General features: G+C 64.8%; 13 protein-coding genes. 6 read left to right on the top strand and 7 right to left on the bottom strand.

Annotation, left to right across the window (positions count from 1 at the left end; genetic code table 11):
• Positions 1-8: 8 nt before the first annotated feature.
• The 5 genes from FJ424_RS00955 to FJ424_RS00935 all read left to right on the top strand — a co-directional run bounded on the left by FJ424_RS00955 (position 9) and on the right by FJ424_RS00935 (position 5,897).
• Positions 9-803: an SDR family NAD(P)-dependent oxidoreductase gene (locus tag FJ424_RS00955; protein WP_246677106.1), complete on the top strand. Its 795-nt coding sequence runs from the start codon at positions 9-11 to the stop codon at positions 801-803.
• On the top strand, positions 800-1,627 hold the full coding sequence (locus FJ424_RS00950; protein ID WP_140650489.1) for an SDR family oxidoreductase: 828 nt from the start codon (positions 800-802) through the stop codon (positions 1,625-1,627). The genes FJ424_RS00955 and FJ424_RS00950 overlap by 4 nt, the downstream gene beginning before the upstream one ends.
• A gap of 83 nt (positions 1,628-1,710) precedes the next feature.
• Positions 1,711-2,649, top strand: coding sequence for an ABC transporter substrate-binding protein (locus FJ424_RS00945; RefSeq protein ID WP_140650486.1), 939 nt, complete (start codon positions 1,711-1,713; stop codon positions 2,647-2,649).
• A 93-nt stretch (positions 2,650-2,742) separates the two neighbouring features.
• Positions 2,743-3,804, top strand: a complete 1,062-nt coding sequence (locus FJ424_RS00940; protein ID WP_140650484.1) for a betaine/proline/choline family ABC transporter ATP-binding protein — start codon at positions 2,743-2,745, stop codon at positions 3,802-3,804.
• Positions 3,801-5,897 carry an ABC transporter permease subunit gene (locus FJ424_RS00935; RefSeq protein ID WP_140650481.1) on the top strand — a complete coding sequence of 699 codons (2,097 nt, stop codon included), beginning with the start codon at positions 3,801-3,803 and terminating at the stop codon, positions 5,895-5,897. Before FJ424_RS00940 ends, FJ424_RS00935 begins: the two co-directional genes overlap by 4 nt.
• Here the strand turns inward: FJ424_RS00935 and FJ424_RS00930 are convergent, their stop codons facing one another.
• From FJ424_RS00930 to FJ424_RS00915, 4 genes are all read right to left on the bottom strand, one after another.
• Positions 5,898-7,181, bottom strand: coding sequence for an O-antigen ligase (locus tag FJ424_RS00930; protein WP_140650478.1), 1,284 nt, complete (start codon positions 7,179-7,181; stop codon positions 5,898-5,900). It abuts the gene before it with no gap.
• 41 nt (positions 7,182-7,222) lie between these two features.
• On the bottom strand, positions 7,223-8,314 hold the full coding sequence (locus tag FJ424_RS00925) for an acyltransferase (RefSeq protein WP_140650475.1): 1,092 nt from the start codon (positions 8,312-8,314) through the stop codon (positions 7,223-7,225).
• 120 nt (positions 8,315-8,434) lie between these two features.
• Positions 8,435-9,616, bottom strand: coding sequence for a polysaccharide biosynthesis/export family protein (locus FJ424_RS00920; protein ID WP_140644846.1), 1,182 nt, complete (start codon positions 9,614-9,616; stop codon positions 8,435-8,437).
• A gap of 186 nt (positions 9,617-9,802) precedes the next feature.
• Positions 9,803-10,480, bottom strand: coding sequence for a sugar transferase (locus FJ424_RS00915; RefSeq protein ID WP_140650473.1), 678 nt, complete (start codon positions 10,478-10,480; stop codon positions 9,803-9,805).
• 607 nt (positions 10,481-11,087) lie between these two features.
• Between FJ424_RS00915 and FJ424_RS00910 the strand changes: the two genes are divergently transcribed.
• Complete coding sequence (locus FJ424_RS00910) at positions 11,088-11,360, top strand: exopolysaccharide production repressor exox (protein WP_140650471.1); 273 nt, start codon at positions 11,088-11,090, stop codon at positions 11,358-11,360.
• Here the strand turns inward: FJ424_RS00910 and FJ424_RS00905 are convergent.
• From FJ424_RS00905 to FJ424_RS00895, 3 genes are read right to left on the bottom strand one after another with little or no spacing between them, the layout of a single operon-like run.
• Positions 11,334-13,229 (bottom strand): ABC transporter ATP-binding protein, encoded by a 1,896-nt coding sequence (locus tag FJ424_RS00905; RefSeq protein ID WP_140650468.1) that lies wholly within the window; start codon positions 13,227-13,229, stop codon positions 11,334-11,336. The genes FJ424_RS00910 and FJ424_RS00905 overlap by 27 nt on opposite strands.
• Positions 13,230-13,237: 8 nt before the next feature.
• Entirely contained in the window at positions 13,238-14,218 is a 981-nt protein-coding gene (locus FJ424_RS00900) for a serine kinase (protein ID WP_348640099.1), read from the bottom strand.
• Positions 14,215-16,125: a lasso peptide isopeptide bond-forming cyclase gene (locus FJ424_RS00895; protein WP_140650466.1), complete on the bottom strand. Its 1,911-nt coding sequence runs from the start codon at positions 16,123-16,125 to the stop codon at positions 14,215-14,217. Before FJ424_RS00895 ends, FJ424_RS00900 begins: the two co-directional genes overlap by 4 nt.

The following is a 16,125-nucleotide window of genomic DNA, read 5'->3' as shown; positions in this document are numbered from 1 at the left end:
TGCCGCAGATGGGTCGCGTCGCAGGCAAGGTGGCGCTCGTAACCGGGGCCGGTCTCGGCCTCGGGCGGGCGTCTTCGCTCCTTCTGGCGTCGGAAGGCGCGAAGTTGGTCGTCAGCGACATCGACGAGAGGCTCGCCGGCGATACGGCGGCGGACATCGTCAAGGTTGGCGGCGAGGCGCTGGCGTTGCGCCATGATGTGTCGAAGCCCGAAGACTGGCCCGCCGTCATGGCGGCGATCGAGCAGCGCTTCGGCCGGCTCGACGTGCTGGTCAACAATGCCGGCATTGCCATTGCCCGGAACATCGAAGACACGACTTTAGCCGAATGGCGGCGCACCATGGCGATCAACCTTGACGGCGTCTTCCTCGGCTGCCAGGCAGGCATCAAGTTGATGAAGAAATCCGGCGGCGGATCGATCATCAATCTCTCCTCCATAGACGGCATCATCGGTGAGGCGGATCTTGCCGCCTACTGCGCCTCCAAGGGTGGCGTGCGCACCCTGACCAAGGCGGTCGCCGTGCATTGCGCCGAGCAGCGCTACGGCATCCGCTGCAACTCGATCCATCCCGGCTATATCTGGACGCCGCAGACGGAAAACTACCTGCGCGATCTGGGCACGCTCGAGCAGGAGAAGGCCAAGGCCTTGTCGCGCCACCCCATTGGCTTTCTCGGCGAACCCAACGACATCGCCTTCATGGTCCTCTCTATCTCGCCTCGGACGAATCCAAATTCGTCACCGGCTCCGAAATGGTGGTCGACGGAGGCTATCTTGCAGTGTGAACGCGGAGACCGCTTGCGATGACCAACCTCACCGGCCGCGGCGCCATCGTCACCGGCGGCTTTTCGGGCATGGGTTTTGCCATCGCCACGGCGCTCGCCAAAGCAGGCGCCAATGTCGCCGTCGGTTCCTATGTGGCGCCTCCGCAGCCGGGCAGGGCGGACGCCGCTTATTATCCCGGCACCGACGAGATCGAGCGCGTGAAGTCGACGCTTGCCGCTTACGGCACCAAGGTGCATGCCGCCCATCTCGACGTGCGCGACAGCGCGCTCACCAACCTTTTCTTCGCCGAAGCCCAGTCGGCGGTCGGCCAGGCAGATATCCTGGTCAACGCCGCCGGCACCACGGCAGAGCAGCCGGTCTGCGGCCATTCCGACGAACTGTGGGACAAGATCGTCGACACCAATCTCACCGGCGCGTTCCGCGCGACGCGCGCCGTCCTGCCCGGCATGATCGAGCGCGGCTGGGGCCGGATCGTCAACGTCGGCTCGACGGCGGCTTCCGTCGGCTGGAAGGACAATCCCGCCTATTGCGCCTCCAAGGCCGGCCTGCTTGGGCTCACCCGTTGCGTCGCGCTCGAAGGCGCAGCGCATGGCGTCACCTGCGTGATGATCAGTCCGACCTGGGTTGAGACCGAGCTGATGCGCCGCAATGTGGCGCAGGTCGTCGAGCGCGAAGGCAAGGGCCGCAGCGCCGAGGAATTGATGGACGAATTCAGGAAAGGCAACCCCCAGGGGCGCATGATGCAGCCGGAAGAGATTGCAGCACTTGCGGTCTTCCTCTGCACGGACCTGGCCAAGGGGATCACCATGGAAAACATCCAGATCACTGGCGGCGCATTGTGGTAGCGTCGGGCAGGGGAGTGGATCCCGGCCTTCATGGGAGGAAGCCGGCGTAGAAGAAGGGCTATCAACCAGCTAGGGGAACTGACATGAGAATGAAAACTGCCTTGAAGGGGGTCGGTCTCGGCCTCGCGCTGATGTTTGCCGCGACGACGGCCGGCCAGGGCGCCGATCTCGGCGCCAAGGACGAGCCGATCAAGCTCGCGATGTTGGAATGGACGGGCGCGCATGTTTCGACCCACATCGCCGGGCAGCTTCTGGAGAAGCTCGGCTATCACGTCGAATACGTCACTGCCGGCAACTTCCCGCAATTCTCGGGGTTGGCCGACGGCTCGCTCAGCGCCTCGGTCGAGATCTGGCTCAACAATGTCGGCGACATCTATCCGAAGGTGCTGGCGGAGAAGAAAATCGAGGACATCGGCAAGCTCGATTTGAAGACGCAGGAAGGCTGGATCTATCCGAAATTCATGGAGAAGGTCTGCCCCGGCCTGCCCGACTGGACCGCGCTGAACAAGCCAGAATGCGTGCAGGCGCTGGCGACGCCCGAGACGGCGCCCAACGGCCGCTTCCTTGATTATCCAGCCGATTGGGGTTCGCGCGCGGCCACCATCCTAGCCGACAACAACATGCCCTACACCGCTGTGCCATCCGGTTCCGAAGGCGCGCTGGTCGCCGAGTTGGAAGCGGCCGAGGCGGCCAAGACGCCGCTGATCATGATGTTCTGGGGCCCGCATTACGCGCTGGCCGAGAGCGATGTGGGTTGGGTGACGATGCCGCCCTGCAAGGAACAGACTAACGAGCACTGCATCACGCCTCCGGACGTCGACAAGATCGTCTGGTCGGGCTTCGGCGCCAAATGGCCGGCAGCCTACGCCTTCCTGAAAGCCTTCAAGATGGATGCGACCGAACAGCAAAAGATGATGCTGGCCGTCGACAAGCAGGGCAAGGACCTCGACGCTGTCGTCAAGGAATGGATCGACAAGAACGAGGCGGTGTGGAAACCTTGGCTCGACGCCGCCAAGGGATAATTCGCCGATGTGCCTGACAAAGGCCAAGGGCAACACGGGCCCGGTTTCCGCAATGCGCGGAGCCGGGCGGGCGATCGGCACGGGTCGATAAGAATGGACACTGCCGCGCGCCCGGTCAAGCTTGCCTGCCGCAATGTCTGGAAGGTCTATGGCCGACGCCCGGGCTACTATTTCGACTCGCGCGGCTATGTCATCGATCCCGACGCGCTGGCCGAGCGCTTGCGTGCGGAGGCGCATCTGCCGGCCGTGGTCGACGCAAGTTTCGAAGTGGCGACCGGCGAGATATTCGTCATCATGGGCCTGTCCGGCTCCGGCAAGTCGACCCTGGTGCGCTGCCTGTCGCGCCTGGTCGAGCCGAGCGCCGGCGAGATCCTGCTCGACGGCAGGAACCTGCTCGCCGCCAGCGGCAAGGAACTCATCGAACTGCGCCGCCACGCCATGGGCATGGTGTTCCAGAATTTCGGCCTGCTGCCGCATCTGAGTGTATTGGGCAATGTCGCCTTCCCGTTGAAGATCCAGGGCAAGTCGGCGAAGGAACGGGAGACGCGCGCCCGCGAGATGATCGCGCTGGTCGGGCTCGAAGGCCGCGAGGCGTCCCTCCCGCATCAGCTCTCCGGCGGCCAGCAGCAGCGCGTCGGCATCGCCCGCTCGCTCGCCGTGGGCCCGGAGCTCTGGTTCCTCGACGAGCCGTTCTCGGCGCTCGATCCGCTGATTCGCAAGCAGATGCAGGACGAGTTCCTGCGCCTGCAGCGCATGCTGAAGAAGACCATCATCTTCATCACCCACGACATCGCCGAGGCCTTTCGCCTGGCCGACCGGCTGGCGATCATGCGCGCAGGCAAGATCGTGCAGATCGGCCGACCGGCCGACATCGTGCTCAATCCGGCCGACGATTATGTCGCGCAGTTCACCGAGGACATGCCGCTGCTGCGCGTCATCACGGCCGGCGACATCGCCACATCAGCCAATGGCGCCGCGCTACCGGAGCGGAGCATCGCCGCCGACACCAGCCTCGAGGCGCTTATCCCGCAGCTCGCCTCCGGCGTGGCTGCCTTCGCGGTGCCCGCCGCCGGCGACGGCCCGCCGGCGGTGCTCAGCGCCGGCGCGGTGCTTGCCGTGCTGGAGCGCGAGCAGGCAAGACGCACGCGCTCATGACGGCCCCGGCCGCGATCGCACCACCCCCGCAAAGGATCGCCATCGCGCCGGCCCTTGTCCCCTGGTGCGGCCTGGCCGTGCTGACGGTGCTTTGCCTGCTGCTGAAAACCGAGCTTCCCTGGCTGGTCAGTTTCCCCAAGGAATGGACGCTGCCGCTGGCCACTTACATCAACGCCGTGACCGACGTTGTCGTCGCCGTCATCCAGCCCGGGTTCCGGGCGCTCTCCGCCTTGCTCGATGCGCCGATGCGCGGCGCGCGGTTGGCGCTCGCCTGGTTGCCCTGGCCGGCGGTGATGCTGGCTGTCGCCGCGCTGGCGCTGAAATCGAGCGGCGAGCGGCTGGCGCTCTTCGCGCTCGCCACGCTCGCCTATATCCTGCTTGCCGGCTACTGGCCGCAGAGCATGAACACGCTGGCGCTGGTGCTGCTTGCCGTGCCGATCTCGACCGTGCTCGGCTTCCTGCTTGGCGTTCTCGGCTACGCTCGCCCGCACTGGCGTCCTGCGCTGCTCGGCGCGCTCGACCTGATGCAGACGGTGCCGGCTTTCGCCTACCTCATCCCGCTGCTGCTTCTGTTCGGCTTCGGCCCGGTGGTGGGCCTGATCGCCTCGGCAATCTACGCGACGCCGCCGATGGTCCGCAACACCATGCTCGGCCTCGACCGTGTGCCGGCGGCGATCAGCGAGGCCGGCCTGATGAGCGGCTGCACGCGCCGCCAGCAATTCTGGCAGGTCGAGGTGCCGACGGCGCTGCCGCAGCTTCTCGTCGGCTTCAACCAAACGACGATGGCGGCGCTGTCGATGGTCATCGTCGCCGCCATCATCGGCGGCTTCGAGGATATCGGCTGGGAGGTCCTGTCTTCCATGCGCAAGGCCGAGTTCGGCCAGAGCATCCTCTCCGGCCTGGTGATCGCGCTGCTCGCCATCCTCATCGACCGTCTCACCATCGGCTTCGCCAAGGCGCCGGAGACCGGGCCGACGCGGGCCATGCGCTGGATGACGCCGCGCCGGCTGGCTGTGTCGCTGGCGGTCGCGCTGGCTCTGGCCGTGGTCATCCGGCTTGCCGCGCCCGATGCGACGCTCCTGCCGGAAACCGGGCTGCGCATGCAGATGGGCGCCGTCAACCAGTGGCTGCTGGGACTCGTGCGCGACTATGCCTGGTTCTTCAACGGCGTGCGCAATGCCGTGCTCTATTGCCTGCTTTTGCCGATGCGCGTCGGCATTTCGGGCGCGGCGACGCCTGCAATATGGGGCTTCACCCTGCCGCCGTCGGTACTGGCCGTCTATGTGGTTTTGGTGGCGGCCTTGGCTGGGTTGGCCCTGTGCCGTTTCGGCTGGCGGGCAGCGGTCGCCGTGGTCGCCGCCGGCCTTGTTCTCTACACCGGCTTTCTCGATCTGCCCTGGCCCGTCTTCATCCTTGCCGTCGCCTTGCTTGCCGGTCAGGTGGCGGGCTATCGCCTCGGTATCTTCGCGCTGGCCGGCTTCGGGCTGATCCTGGTCAACGGCCTGTGGCCGCAGCTGGTGCAGTCGCTCTATCTCTGCACGCTGGCGGTCCTGCTTTGCCTTCTGGTCGGTGGCGCCCTCGGCACATGGGCGGCGCACAGCGACCGCGTCTCGCGCATCCTGAAGCCGATCTGCGACGCGCTGCAGACCATGCCGCAATTCGTCTTCCTCATCCCGGCGCTGATGTTCTTCAAGGTCGGCGAGTTCACGGCGCTGATCGCCATCATGCTTTACGCCATCGTGCCGCCGATCCGCTATGTCGAGCATGGATTGCGGCATGTGCGCGCCGATGTCGTCGAGGCGGTCGAGCAGATGGGCGCGACGCCGATGCAGACGCTGCTGCAGGCCAAGCTGCCGCTGGCGCTTCCCGTCGTCATGCTCGGCCTCAACCAGACCATCATGGCGGCGCTCTCGATGCTGGCGATCGCCGCCCTTGTCGGCACGCGCGATCTTGGCCAGGCGGTCTATGTCGCGCTCGGCAAGGCCGATGCCGGCATGGGCCTCATCGCCGGCCTGTCGATTGCCTTCCTGGCGATCCTGGCCGACCGGCTCATCCAGGCCGCGGTCGCGCGTTCGGCCGTTGTTTCCCGCTGATCAGATGGGCGCCGGCATGCGGCCGCTGGCATGCCTCTCGTCCTCGGCGGGAATGGCCACTCTGCGGCGCCGGAAAGCCGGCAACGGGGTCAGGCTGAACAGGCCATAATAGACGATGAAGGATGCCATGAAGTAGGGGCCGAGCATCTCGACCTCGAAGAAGGAGCGGATCAGCATCAGGCCGATCGCGCCGGCAAGCACCACCGAATCGGCGCTCCAGTCGCCGAACACCACTTTCGACACGTGGCCGTAGAAAGAACGCAGGATGACCAGCGCCAGCAAGGTGACGCCGATAAAGCCGATTTCAACCAGTGTCTCGACATAGGTGTTGTGGAAGTGGAAGCCGGAGCGGGTCGAGATGTAGAATTCCGCCCACAGCCGCTCCGGATCGGCAAAGCCTTGCACCCAATAGGCGGCATAGCCATAGCCGAGCAGCGGATGCTGCTGCGCCGCCTCCCAGCCCTGCTCCCACAGATAGGTGCGGCCGGTGAGCGTCGAATCCTTGCCGAAGATGCCGAGCACGACATCCAGCAGGCCGAGGTTGAGAGCCGCGACCACCCCTGTCACCAGCGCGCCGGCGCCGACGATGAACAGCACGCGGCGATAGCGCAGCGACAGCACCTTGGTCATGCTGAGCAGCGCCACGATGCCGATCACCGCCGGCAGCGAGGCCACCGACGTTGCCGAATGGGCGATGGCCAGCATGTAGACCGACAACAGCATGATCGGCGCGGTCCAGACGAAGCCCAGCCAGTTGCGCCGGTAGAAGGCCAGGAACGCAAGGCAGAAGAAGATGCCGAGCGATGAGAAGAAGCCGATCTGGTTCTTGGAGCCGAAGGCGCCGACGAAATTGACCGTGCCGTCGATCGTGTCGAGCGCGTAAGCGCCGACTTTCAGGGAATAGAGCAGAACGAAGAAGATGCCGATCAGCGAGCCCACCACCAGCGTGCGCACGTTGATGGTGCGCGCCGCGACATAGGCGCAGACGATATGCGAGGAATATTGCACCGCCGCGCGCGCGCTGATGCCCGCTGCCTGGGACCAGAACACCGAGAAGCAGACATAGGCCGCAAGCAGAATGGGCAGCCAGGCGCTGGAGAGCTTCCAGGTGAAGCGTCGGTAATCGACGAACAGCAGCGGCAGCCAGACGGCGTAGTAGGCGAGGATCAGGATCTGGCCGAAATTGGGCGAGTAGGCGAAGGCGAGCATGGAAACCGCGACGGCGAAAGTGCCGTAGGTCTCGTTGCGATCGGGATCGATCAGAATGGATTTCGGAATCTTCATACCGGATTTTGTCCGTTGAGCCCTTCTTGTGCGACGAACCGCTACGCCACGGCCCGGGCGCGCTGCATCTGCCGCTGCAGGAAGCGCCGCACCGGCTCGTCATAGATGCGCGTGGCGATGTCGGCGATGACGACGACCGAGGCCGCCATCACGATGCCGAACCAGGGATGATGCGCGAACGGATCGATCGAGAAGGCCTTGCCGGCCCCGGCGATGATCATCAGCATCGGCGTATGAATGATGTAGATCGGGTAGGAAATCCGCCCGAGCCAGCCATAGAAGCTTGATAGAAGCGGCGCGGTCGGCGCCACCGCGCCGGTCATCACCATGAGCGGGAAGACGATGACGATGGCGGCGAGGTCGTAGACGACGCGCGCGCCGCCGGCCGGAGCGATGGCGAAGACGGCAAGCGTGAGCAGGATCGCGCCTTCGACCCACAAGCCGCGCCGCAGGAAGCCGAGGCTGCCCTGCCAGCGCGCCATCGATCGGCAGAGCAGCACGCCCAGGAAGAACGAGAAGGTTACGCGCGGCAGGCCGCTGAGGATGGTCTTGCCGGTCATGCCGAAATCGAGCGTGCCGGCGAAGATCGAGGCGACGACGAGCAGCACGAGGCTGGCGCCGACGATCCCCGTCAGCACCCGCCGCGAAAGGAGCGCGAAGACCGCGACATAGGCGATGTTGACGATAAGCTCGAAGAACAGCGACCACGAAGCGGGATTGAGCGGAAAGATCGTGTGATAGGCGTCGCTGACCAGCGGGATGAAGAGCATGCCGGTCGTCAGCTGCATGCCGATCTCGGACAGCGGCATGTATTCGGCCGGCATGAGTCTGTTCTTGACCAGCAGGTAGAAGAAGCCGAGCAGCGTGCCGGCGAGATAGAGCGGATAGAGCCGGATCAGGCGGATGGCCACGAAGGAGCCGAAGCCCATGCCGTTCTCGATCTTGCGGTCATAGGCATGCGCGATGACGAATCCGCTGAGCAGGAAGAACAGATCGACCGCGAGATAGCTCGACGGCAGCACCTTGCCGTCGGCCAGGAACGGCGAGAAGTGGTAGAGCATAACGCTGATCGCCGCCACGCCGCGGATGGCGTCGAGATTCAGGTAGACGTGACGCAGGGCTGCGGGCTGCATGTTATGCCTTCAAGCGGTCCAAAACAGATCGCCCGCCCGCGCCGCAACGCGAACGAGCCTGGCTTGTCCCTCCCGCCTCCGGTTCCCGGCTCGCTTCGGGCAAGCCTCGGTCCGGCGGCGCTACTGGCTGGCCGTCGGCGCCAGCTTCACCTTGATCACGTCGCCCGGCAGGACAGGCGTGTCTTCCTTGGCTTCGATCTCGCTCGTCTTGCCGTCGGCAACCCGCACTAGCGAATAGAGCAGGGCCGGCTCCTCATCTCCGGTGATGCTGGCCGCCGTCGCGGGGTCCGACGCCTGCGCGATCAGACCCTTCTGCATGCCGGCCTTCAACGTCGCCTCGTTCAGGTCGGCCTCGGCCTGCTGACGGTTGGCGGTGAGGGTGGAATTCAGCGAGTTCCTGGCATCGATGGCGTCCTGCTCGGCCTTGCTGATCGACTGCTTGGCGGTGAGGATGGCCGTCTCGTAATCCAGGATCTTGCCCTGCAGGTCGGTGACCGACTGCTGCGAGGAAAGCAGGCGCGCATTGGCAACCAGGCCCTTCTGCGCCAGTGGACCGATGCTTTCGGCCTGCTTCTCGGCCAGATCGACCTGCTTCTGCTGGTTGGCGATCTTCTTTTGCAGCGATTCGATTTCCGACTGTAGAACGCCCTTCAAATCGTCGAGCGCATCGAGCTTCAGCTTCAGCGATTTCTGGTCGGAGACCAGGATCGCCGTTTCGTCGGCGACGATGGTCGCCAGTTTCGGATCGCCCCCCTCGATTTCCTTGGGCACCTCGAAAGTCGTCTTGCCTGCGAGGTCGGCATCGATCCTGGCTCGTTTGACGAGCAGGCGGATGCGCTGATCGTCATAGATATCGAAGCTGCCCTTGGCGGTAACCAGATCCTTCCCGAGCTGCGGGCCGTAATCGGCGTTGCGCCTTATGCCGCCGGCGATGCTGACTGCCTTGAGCACCGTCAGATCGGGCACGAAGGGAAACTGGCCGGGGTTCTGGACTTCGCCGGAAATGTAGAACGGCCGGAACTGCGCCATCTCGACCGAGGCTTCCGGCTTGTCGGGCAGCGCCAGCTTGCGCTGTAACGCCAGCCCGATCGCCGAAGCGACTTCCGCCGTCGTCTTGCCGGCGGCCTGCATGTCGCCGACGAACGGCACCGAGAGCGTCCCGCTCGGGCCGACCGAATATTCGCCATTGAGGGCTGACCAGTCGCGGAACGTGCCGTCGACCGTCTGCCATTCGGCGACGCGGATGTTGAGCTTGTCCTGTGGGCCAAGCTGATAATCGCCGGCGGCGGCCAGCTGCGGCATGGCGAGCGACGCCGCAACAAACAACGCGCCCGCGAAGCGGGCCGTCGTCTTGGACAGGAGACTGCAGGCGTAAGACAGTCCGAAGGGGTTTTTTGTCAAATACGTTTCCGATTCGCTTTGGCCCCATCCGCCCGATGAGATCACTGCCGGATGCCTGCCCCGAATCTGGCGGAGCAGGCCCGTCGGTCAATAGCTGCCGCGTGACATCCACACGGCAGGAACGGTCTTGAAGATGATGCGAATATCCTCGGACAAAGACCAGTTCTCGACATAGTGGCGATCGAAGGCGACGCGCGTGTCGTAGGATACGTCGTTGCGGCCGCTCACCTGCCACAGCCCGGTCAGCCCCGGACGCGACTTCAGGTAATAGACCGCGGCGCTGCCATAGATCTCCAATTCGTCGCGCACGACCGGGCGCGGGCCGACAAGGCTCATGTCGCCCTGCAGGATGTTGAGGATCTGCGGCAGTTCATCGAGGCTGAGCTTGCGAAGCACCTGCCCGACGCGCGTGACGCGTGGATCGTTCTTCAGCTTGCGTGTCGCGATCCATTCGGCGTTGGCATCGGCATTGGCCGCCAGATACGCAGCGAGCACGCGCTCGCCATCCGGCACCATGGTGCGGAATTTGAGGCAGGAGAAAATCCTGCCGCCGCGGCCGATGCGCTTGTGGCCATAGAAGATCGGACCGTTGTCCGAAAGCTTGACCAGCAGCGCGACCATTAGGAAAAGCGGGCTGAGCAGGATCAGCCCGGCCAGGGAACCGACGATATCGAAACTGCGTTTGAGCAGACCGCCGATGGGGGGTGGAAAATCAACGCCGACCTGCGCAAAACCCGCATTAGCCGACTTGGCGACGTCCCTCATGCAGAAGCTCCATACGTTGAACGGATGGTTTACGACAAGATATCAAAAAAATGCTGCAGCGCAACACACAATTTCCCATCGGACTGAAATGCTCACGTCATGAATTGACTAAATAATAAACCTGCCCTGCCCAAATTTTCACCTTTGTGGCACGTTTATGACAAGGTGAGAGCGAACCAGGAAAATGTAGTCCGCCTTTTAGGCCATTTTTGGACAGTGCATTCTTTGCTGCAGAAGAAACGCGGTTGCGCGCCGTCGGAAGCACTCGCCATGGTAAGTTATTCAGATAAAATACTAATCAAAGTGGCGAGTTTTACTGAAGCGGCAGGCGGCTAATTGAATAGCTGCCGGAGCCAGAGTGTGCGACGCAGCATGGCAGAGTCGATCTCGTAAAATCGTTGGAAACCATACCTGCACGGCCTTGCTCCGGCCGACCCGCCTTAATAGAGTCGCAAATTGTTCCTGTCATAGTCTGCATGGGTAAGGAAGGTCGGAAGCAACCGGCCGGATAGGGCAGCCAGAAAAAGCTCTTTGGCGCAACGGGGAGTTACGCGGGTGGGTAAGTCGCAGCTTCTGCATGCTCGTCTCGGTTGAGAGGCCGGCGAACATGTCTCTGCCAAAATTCATCGTCGGGATGATCTTCGCGCTCGCGATCGTCATCGGCTGGTCTTATTTCGATGGCGCGTCGGCGGGCACCATCCTCCTTCGCGCCGTCGTCTGTGCCGTCATCATCCAGGCCGGCTATTTCCTCCTCGTCTTTGCCATGATTGGCGGAACCACGCCGACATCGGCCGACAAGGCCCGCGAGGCTGACCGCGGCACGATCCTGAACAAGGTCGCCGACGGCGAAAAGCTAAGCGCCAGACGCAGCCTCCACTGAACGTTCGACCGGCGCCGGGACCAGTCCCGTCTCGACCGATGACGCGCTTTCGCGCTCGGCCTGCTCGCCGGACAGCATCCTGGCAAGGCGGCTGCCGGCCTTTGCCTTCAGCCGCCGATATTGTCCGACCTCGACGATGCGTCCGTTCTCGATGGCCACCACCCAGTCGGCGAAGGCAATCATCGACGGCCGGTGCGCGATGGTCAAAATCGTCATTTGGCCGCGCAGCGCCTCGATCGATTGGGCGATCAGCGACTGATTCTGCCAGTCGAGCGCGCTCGTCGCCTCGTCGAGGATGAGCAGCGAAGGCTTGCGCAGCAGCGCCCGCGCCAAGGCGATGCGCTGCCGCTCCCCGCCGGAAAGCCGGACGCCGCGGTCGCCCACCACCGTCTCCAGCCGCAATGCCAGGCGCTCCACGAAATCGGCCGCATGGGCGTTGCGCAAGGCCGCCCATAGTTCTTCGTCGCTGGCCGCGGGCGCGGCAAGGCGCAAATTGGCGGCGATCGTGTCATGCAGCAGGAACACGTCCTGCGGCACATAGGCGACCCGATCGCGCCAGGCCCTGCGATTTTGCGCCGTGATCTCCACGCCGTCGGCCAGGATGCGTCCCGCGGTCGGTTCGAGCAGGCCGAGCAGCATGTCGGCGATCGTGCTCTTGCCGGAACCGGAAGGGCCGATCAGCGCCGTCACCTTGCCGGCCGGCAGGCCGAAGGTGATATCGCTGACCACCGGCTTGCCGTCGCCCTCGCCATAGGCGAATGCCACATCGCGGATGTTGAGGCCGGTCTCGAGAGACAGTCTTGCCCCTTGTTCGGCCATGCTTTCTTCCGGCTCGCGCTCGGCATCGAAGCGGGCCTGAAGGCTTTTCATCGAAGCATAGGCCGGCAGGTTGATCAGCACCTGCTGGGTCTGGAGCTGCATATCCATGAAGCGCGGCGCGACCCGCATGAAGACCAGGAGCAGCACGACGATCTCGGCCAGCGACAGGTGGAAACGGACCAGCGCGACATAGATGAAGAGGCTGAGCCCGATCACGCTCGTAACCTGGAACAGGGCGGTGCCGAGCGAACTGTTGCGGACGAAGGCGATGTTGTCGGTCTTCATCTTGTCCAGCGTCGCGCCGAGCTCGGCAAAATAGCTTGCCTCGACATTCAGGCTCTTGGCGACCTTGATGCCGCCGAGGAACTCGGAGACCGTGCGGTACTGATCCTGGCGATTGCCGGTCAGGGTGCGGCCATAGGCGCTGGCGCGCGCCCTGAACGGCTGCAGCGCAACCAGCAGCACCAGGCCGATGAAAATGGCGAAGGACGTCATCACCGGCGAGATGAACAGCGAGACCACGAGATAGCCGGTGAGAAGCAGCGTCGCCTGGGTCAGCATCAGCAGCGAGAAGGCGGCCACCTGCACTCGGTCGACATCGCCGTTCAGCGCATGGTCGAGATCGGAGCCGCGGATGCGGGTGAAAACGCCCCAGCGCGCCTTGCCGACGCTCTCGAACAGGTTCATGCGCACGCGGTTGACGAAGTCGTAGAGCAGCCGAGCCATGTAGACCGACTTGAAGCGGTTGAACGTCGCTTGCAGCGCCACCAGCGCGACGAGCAGTGAGAGCACGGTCGCGAGCGACAGCGTTCCGCCGGGCACCAGCCAATGCAATGCCTCCGGCACCCGCACCGCATAGTCCTGGTCGGGCTTGCCGATCAGGCGCAGCAGCGGAACGAGCAGCAGGATCGAGATGCCTTCGGTGAGACTGCCCAGGATCAGGAAGGCAAGCGCCGTCGCCGTGCGCCGTCCGCCGACATGCGCCACCATGGCGCCGAAACCGGCGACATCGCGCAAAAGCGACAGGCGAAACTTCGAGGACCAGCCCATGCCCTGGCTCACCTTGTTCCGGACGCCAGGTCGGTTTCGATCGCGGCGACCGCTTCATCGAGCCTGGCGAGTCCGGCCGGCACTTCGAGGCGATTGACGCCGATCAGCCCGGCGATCTGCGCGCATTGGCTGAGATGCGTGGCGGCGAGATCGCCGGTCAGCGCCTGCCGGCCGAAGCGCGTGATGTACGAGAATTTGATGATCGCCGGCAGCGCGGCGACACCGGCAAGCGGCGAGATCGCCGCGCGACCGCCGCGCTCGAGCACATAGATGCGCGATACCGGCACCGCCTCAGTGGCAAATCCGTTGTGCAGCCGATGCTGCGCCTTGTCGATTTGCGGATGTACCTGCGGGCGCACTTCCGCCTGCTCGAGGCGAATGGCGCCGGCCGCGTCCGCGGCCAGCTTGAGCTGCGGAAATCCGGGCAGGATCATCGGCCGTCCAGGGTCGGACAAATCCAGCGCGACGACGTCGTCGGTGAGCAGCCGATGGCCGGCGCGGATCATCGCGCCCGCTGTCGTCGACTTGCCGGCGCCCTTGTCGCCCATGAAGATCACGCTCTTGCCGCCGACGGCAATGGCGCTGGCATGCAGGACGAGCAGCCCGCGCCGATGCAGGGCAAGAGCCATCACCGGCCCGAGCAGCGGAAAGGCGAGCAGCGGGTCGTCGATCCCCGGCGCCGGATCGACATCGATCCGGTTGGCGTCGCTGATCATGAAGGCGCCGACCGCGTGCCATGAAAGATATTGGCGGGTCGGCTCGAAACGAAAGGCCGTGGCGCCATGCGATGCGCCGTCGGGAAAGTCGATCGGCCCGACCGCGATCTCCAGGTCCGGTGTCGCCGGCGCCGTCGGCGTCAGTTCCGGCAAGGCCACGTCCGAGCTGACGATCAGCCCGTAGGCCCTGTAGAAATGGCGGACGCGTCCGCCCGGCGCCATCGTCTCGGTGGCGGGCGGGGGCCGCGCGACGGAAGCGATCGGGAGATTCATGCGGGGTTTCCTTGGACTTGCCGCAGCCACAGCGACAGCGAAACCGAGCGCCAGACATGCTGGACGTCGGGCAGCGTCGCCTGCTCGGGCTGGCGCAGCAGGCGCTCATAGACCGCGTTCACCTCAGGCAAGTTGACATAGGGCGCGATCCGCTCACTGTCCGATATCAGCAGCCTGTCCAGAAGCTCGCGGTGGTTGCCGAGCATGCCCTTGACCAGGTTGGCGGTGAAATCGATCTTGTCGCGCCGCCATTGCACGGCCGGCGGCAGCACGCCTTGCATGGCCCGGCGCAGCACGTGGCGGCCAAATCCGTCCCTGAGCTTTTCCTCGCCGGGCAGCGCCAGGCAGAATTCGACGAGCGGCTTGTCCCAGAACGGATAGCGGGGCTCGACGCCGGAATTGGCGGCGGCCTTGTCGAGCACTTCGAAGGCGTGCGGCACCAGCCCGGTGGACAGCAGCCAGCGATGCGTCAGCGCTTCGCTGGCGCTCACGGCGGCGGGCATGTAGCCGCTGCGATGAAAGCGCTCGGCAAGATCGGTGCGCCTGGCAAGATCCGGATTGACCAGGCCTGCCCAGGCGCGCGGCGCCGATGCCGGCCTCTGCCGCACCTTGCCGACAAGGCGTCTGGCCATCGATCTCATCCGGGCGATCCGCCAGGCCGGTCCGTAAATGGTCAGGAACTTGAAATAGAGGGAGAACATGCCCTCGCCATAGGTGTTGGCGGCGCTGTGCAATTCGCGCCATAGCTCGAGCCAACGACCGGCATTGGCGAGCTCATGAAGGTGTCCATGGCCCTGCGAGACGACCTCGTCGCCGCCATGCCCGTCGAGAAGCACCTTGACGCCCTTTGCGCCCGCGGTGCGGTAAAGGTCACGGGTCAATGACAAACCGGGTGCCAGGAACGTGGCTTCCTGCTCCTCCAGAATACGCTCGAACTCGGCGAAGGGCGCGTAATTGCTCACCGCAATCAGCGTGGCGTCGAGCGGATTGCCGTCGAGCACCGCATCGATGAACGGCTTCTCGTCCATCGACGAGCCTCTGTCGAACACCAGCGAGAAGGTCTTGAGCCTCGGGTTGCGCCTCGCCGCCGCGCGAAGACCGGCAACGCAAGCGATCGAGGAGGAATCGAGCCCGCCGCTCAGCATGGCGCCGACGGCCGGCGTGCCGCGCATTCGGTTCTCCACCGATTGCGCGAAGAGATGCCTGAATTTTTCGGCCGCGTCCGAGCGCGGCGGCCGCTGCGAAGGCTCGATCTGCCAGTAGCGCTGCAGCACCACCCGGCGGTCGGCGACCGTCATGCTGTGCCGCGCCGGCAGGCGGAAGATTTCGGCATAGGGCGTGGCCTGCGGATCGTCCGTCAAGCCGGCGAGGAAGCCGGAAATCTGGTGTTCGCTGAGCCGCCTGCCGACGCCGTCCAGCGAAAGGATCGGCCCGATCTCCGAGGCGAAGGCGAAGCGCCTGCCGGTCGAATGATAGTAGAAAGGTTTGACGCCGAAATGGTCGCGCGCGCAAAACAGCGCCCGGCGCTCGCCATCCCATATGGCGAAGGCGAAATCGCCCTGCAGATAGGTCGGGCAGGCCTCGCCCCATTTGAGGTAGGCGCGCATGATAAGCACCGCGTCGGCGACCGACCGGTCCCGCATGCCGAGCCGCGCCAGAAGCTCGTCGCGATTGTCCAGCCGGCAGTCGGCGGTGATGGCGAGCTTGCCGCCGGCCATCGTCAGCGGGCCGGGACCGTTCTCGCCGGTCGTGTCGAGCCACGCGTGGCCGAGCGCGACGCTGCCGTCCGCCCACCATGAGCTGCCGTCGCGGGCGCGGTGGCGCATGCGCGAAAGCATCTGCTGGATATCGCCGGCCGCGGCGGGCCGGCCGCTGTCGCTGAGCACGATTCCAGCGACGCCGCTCAT

Origin of the sequence: Mesorhizobium sp. B3-1-8, from assembly GCF_006439495.1 — a bacterium.
Classification (GTDB): Bacteria; Pseudomonadota; Alphaproteobacteria; order Rhizobiales; family Rhizobiaceae; genus Mesorhizobium.
This window is presented reverse-complemented; position numbering and strand designations above follow the sequence as displayed.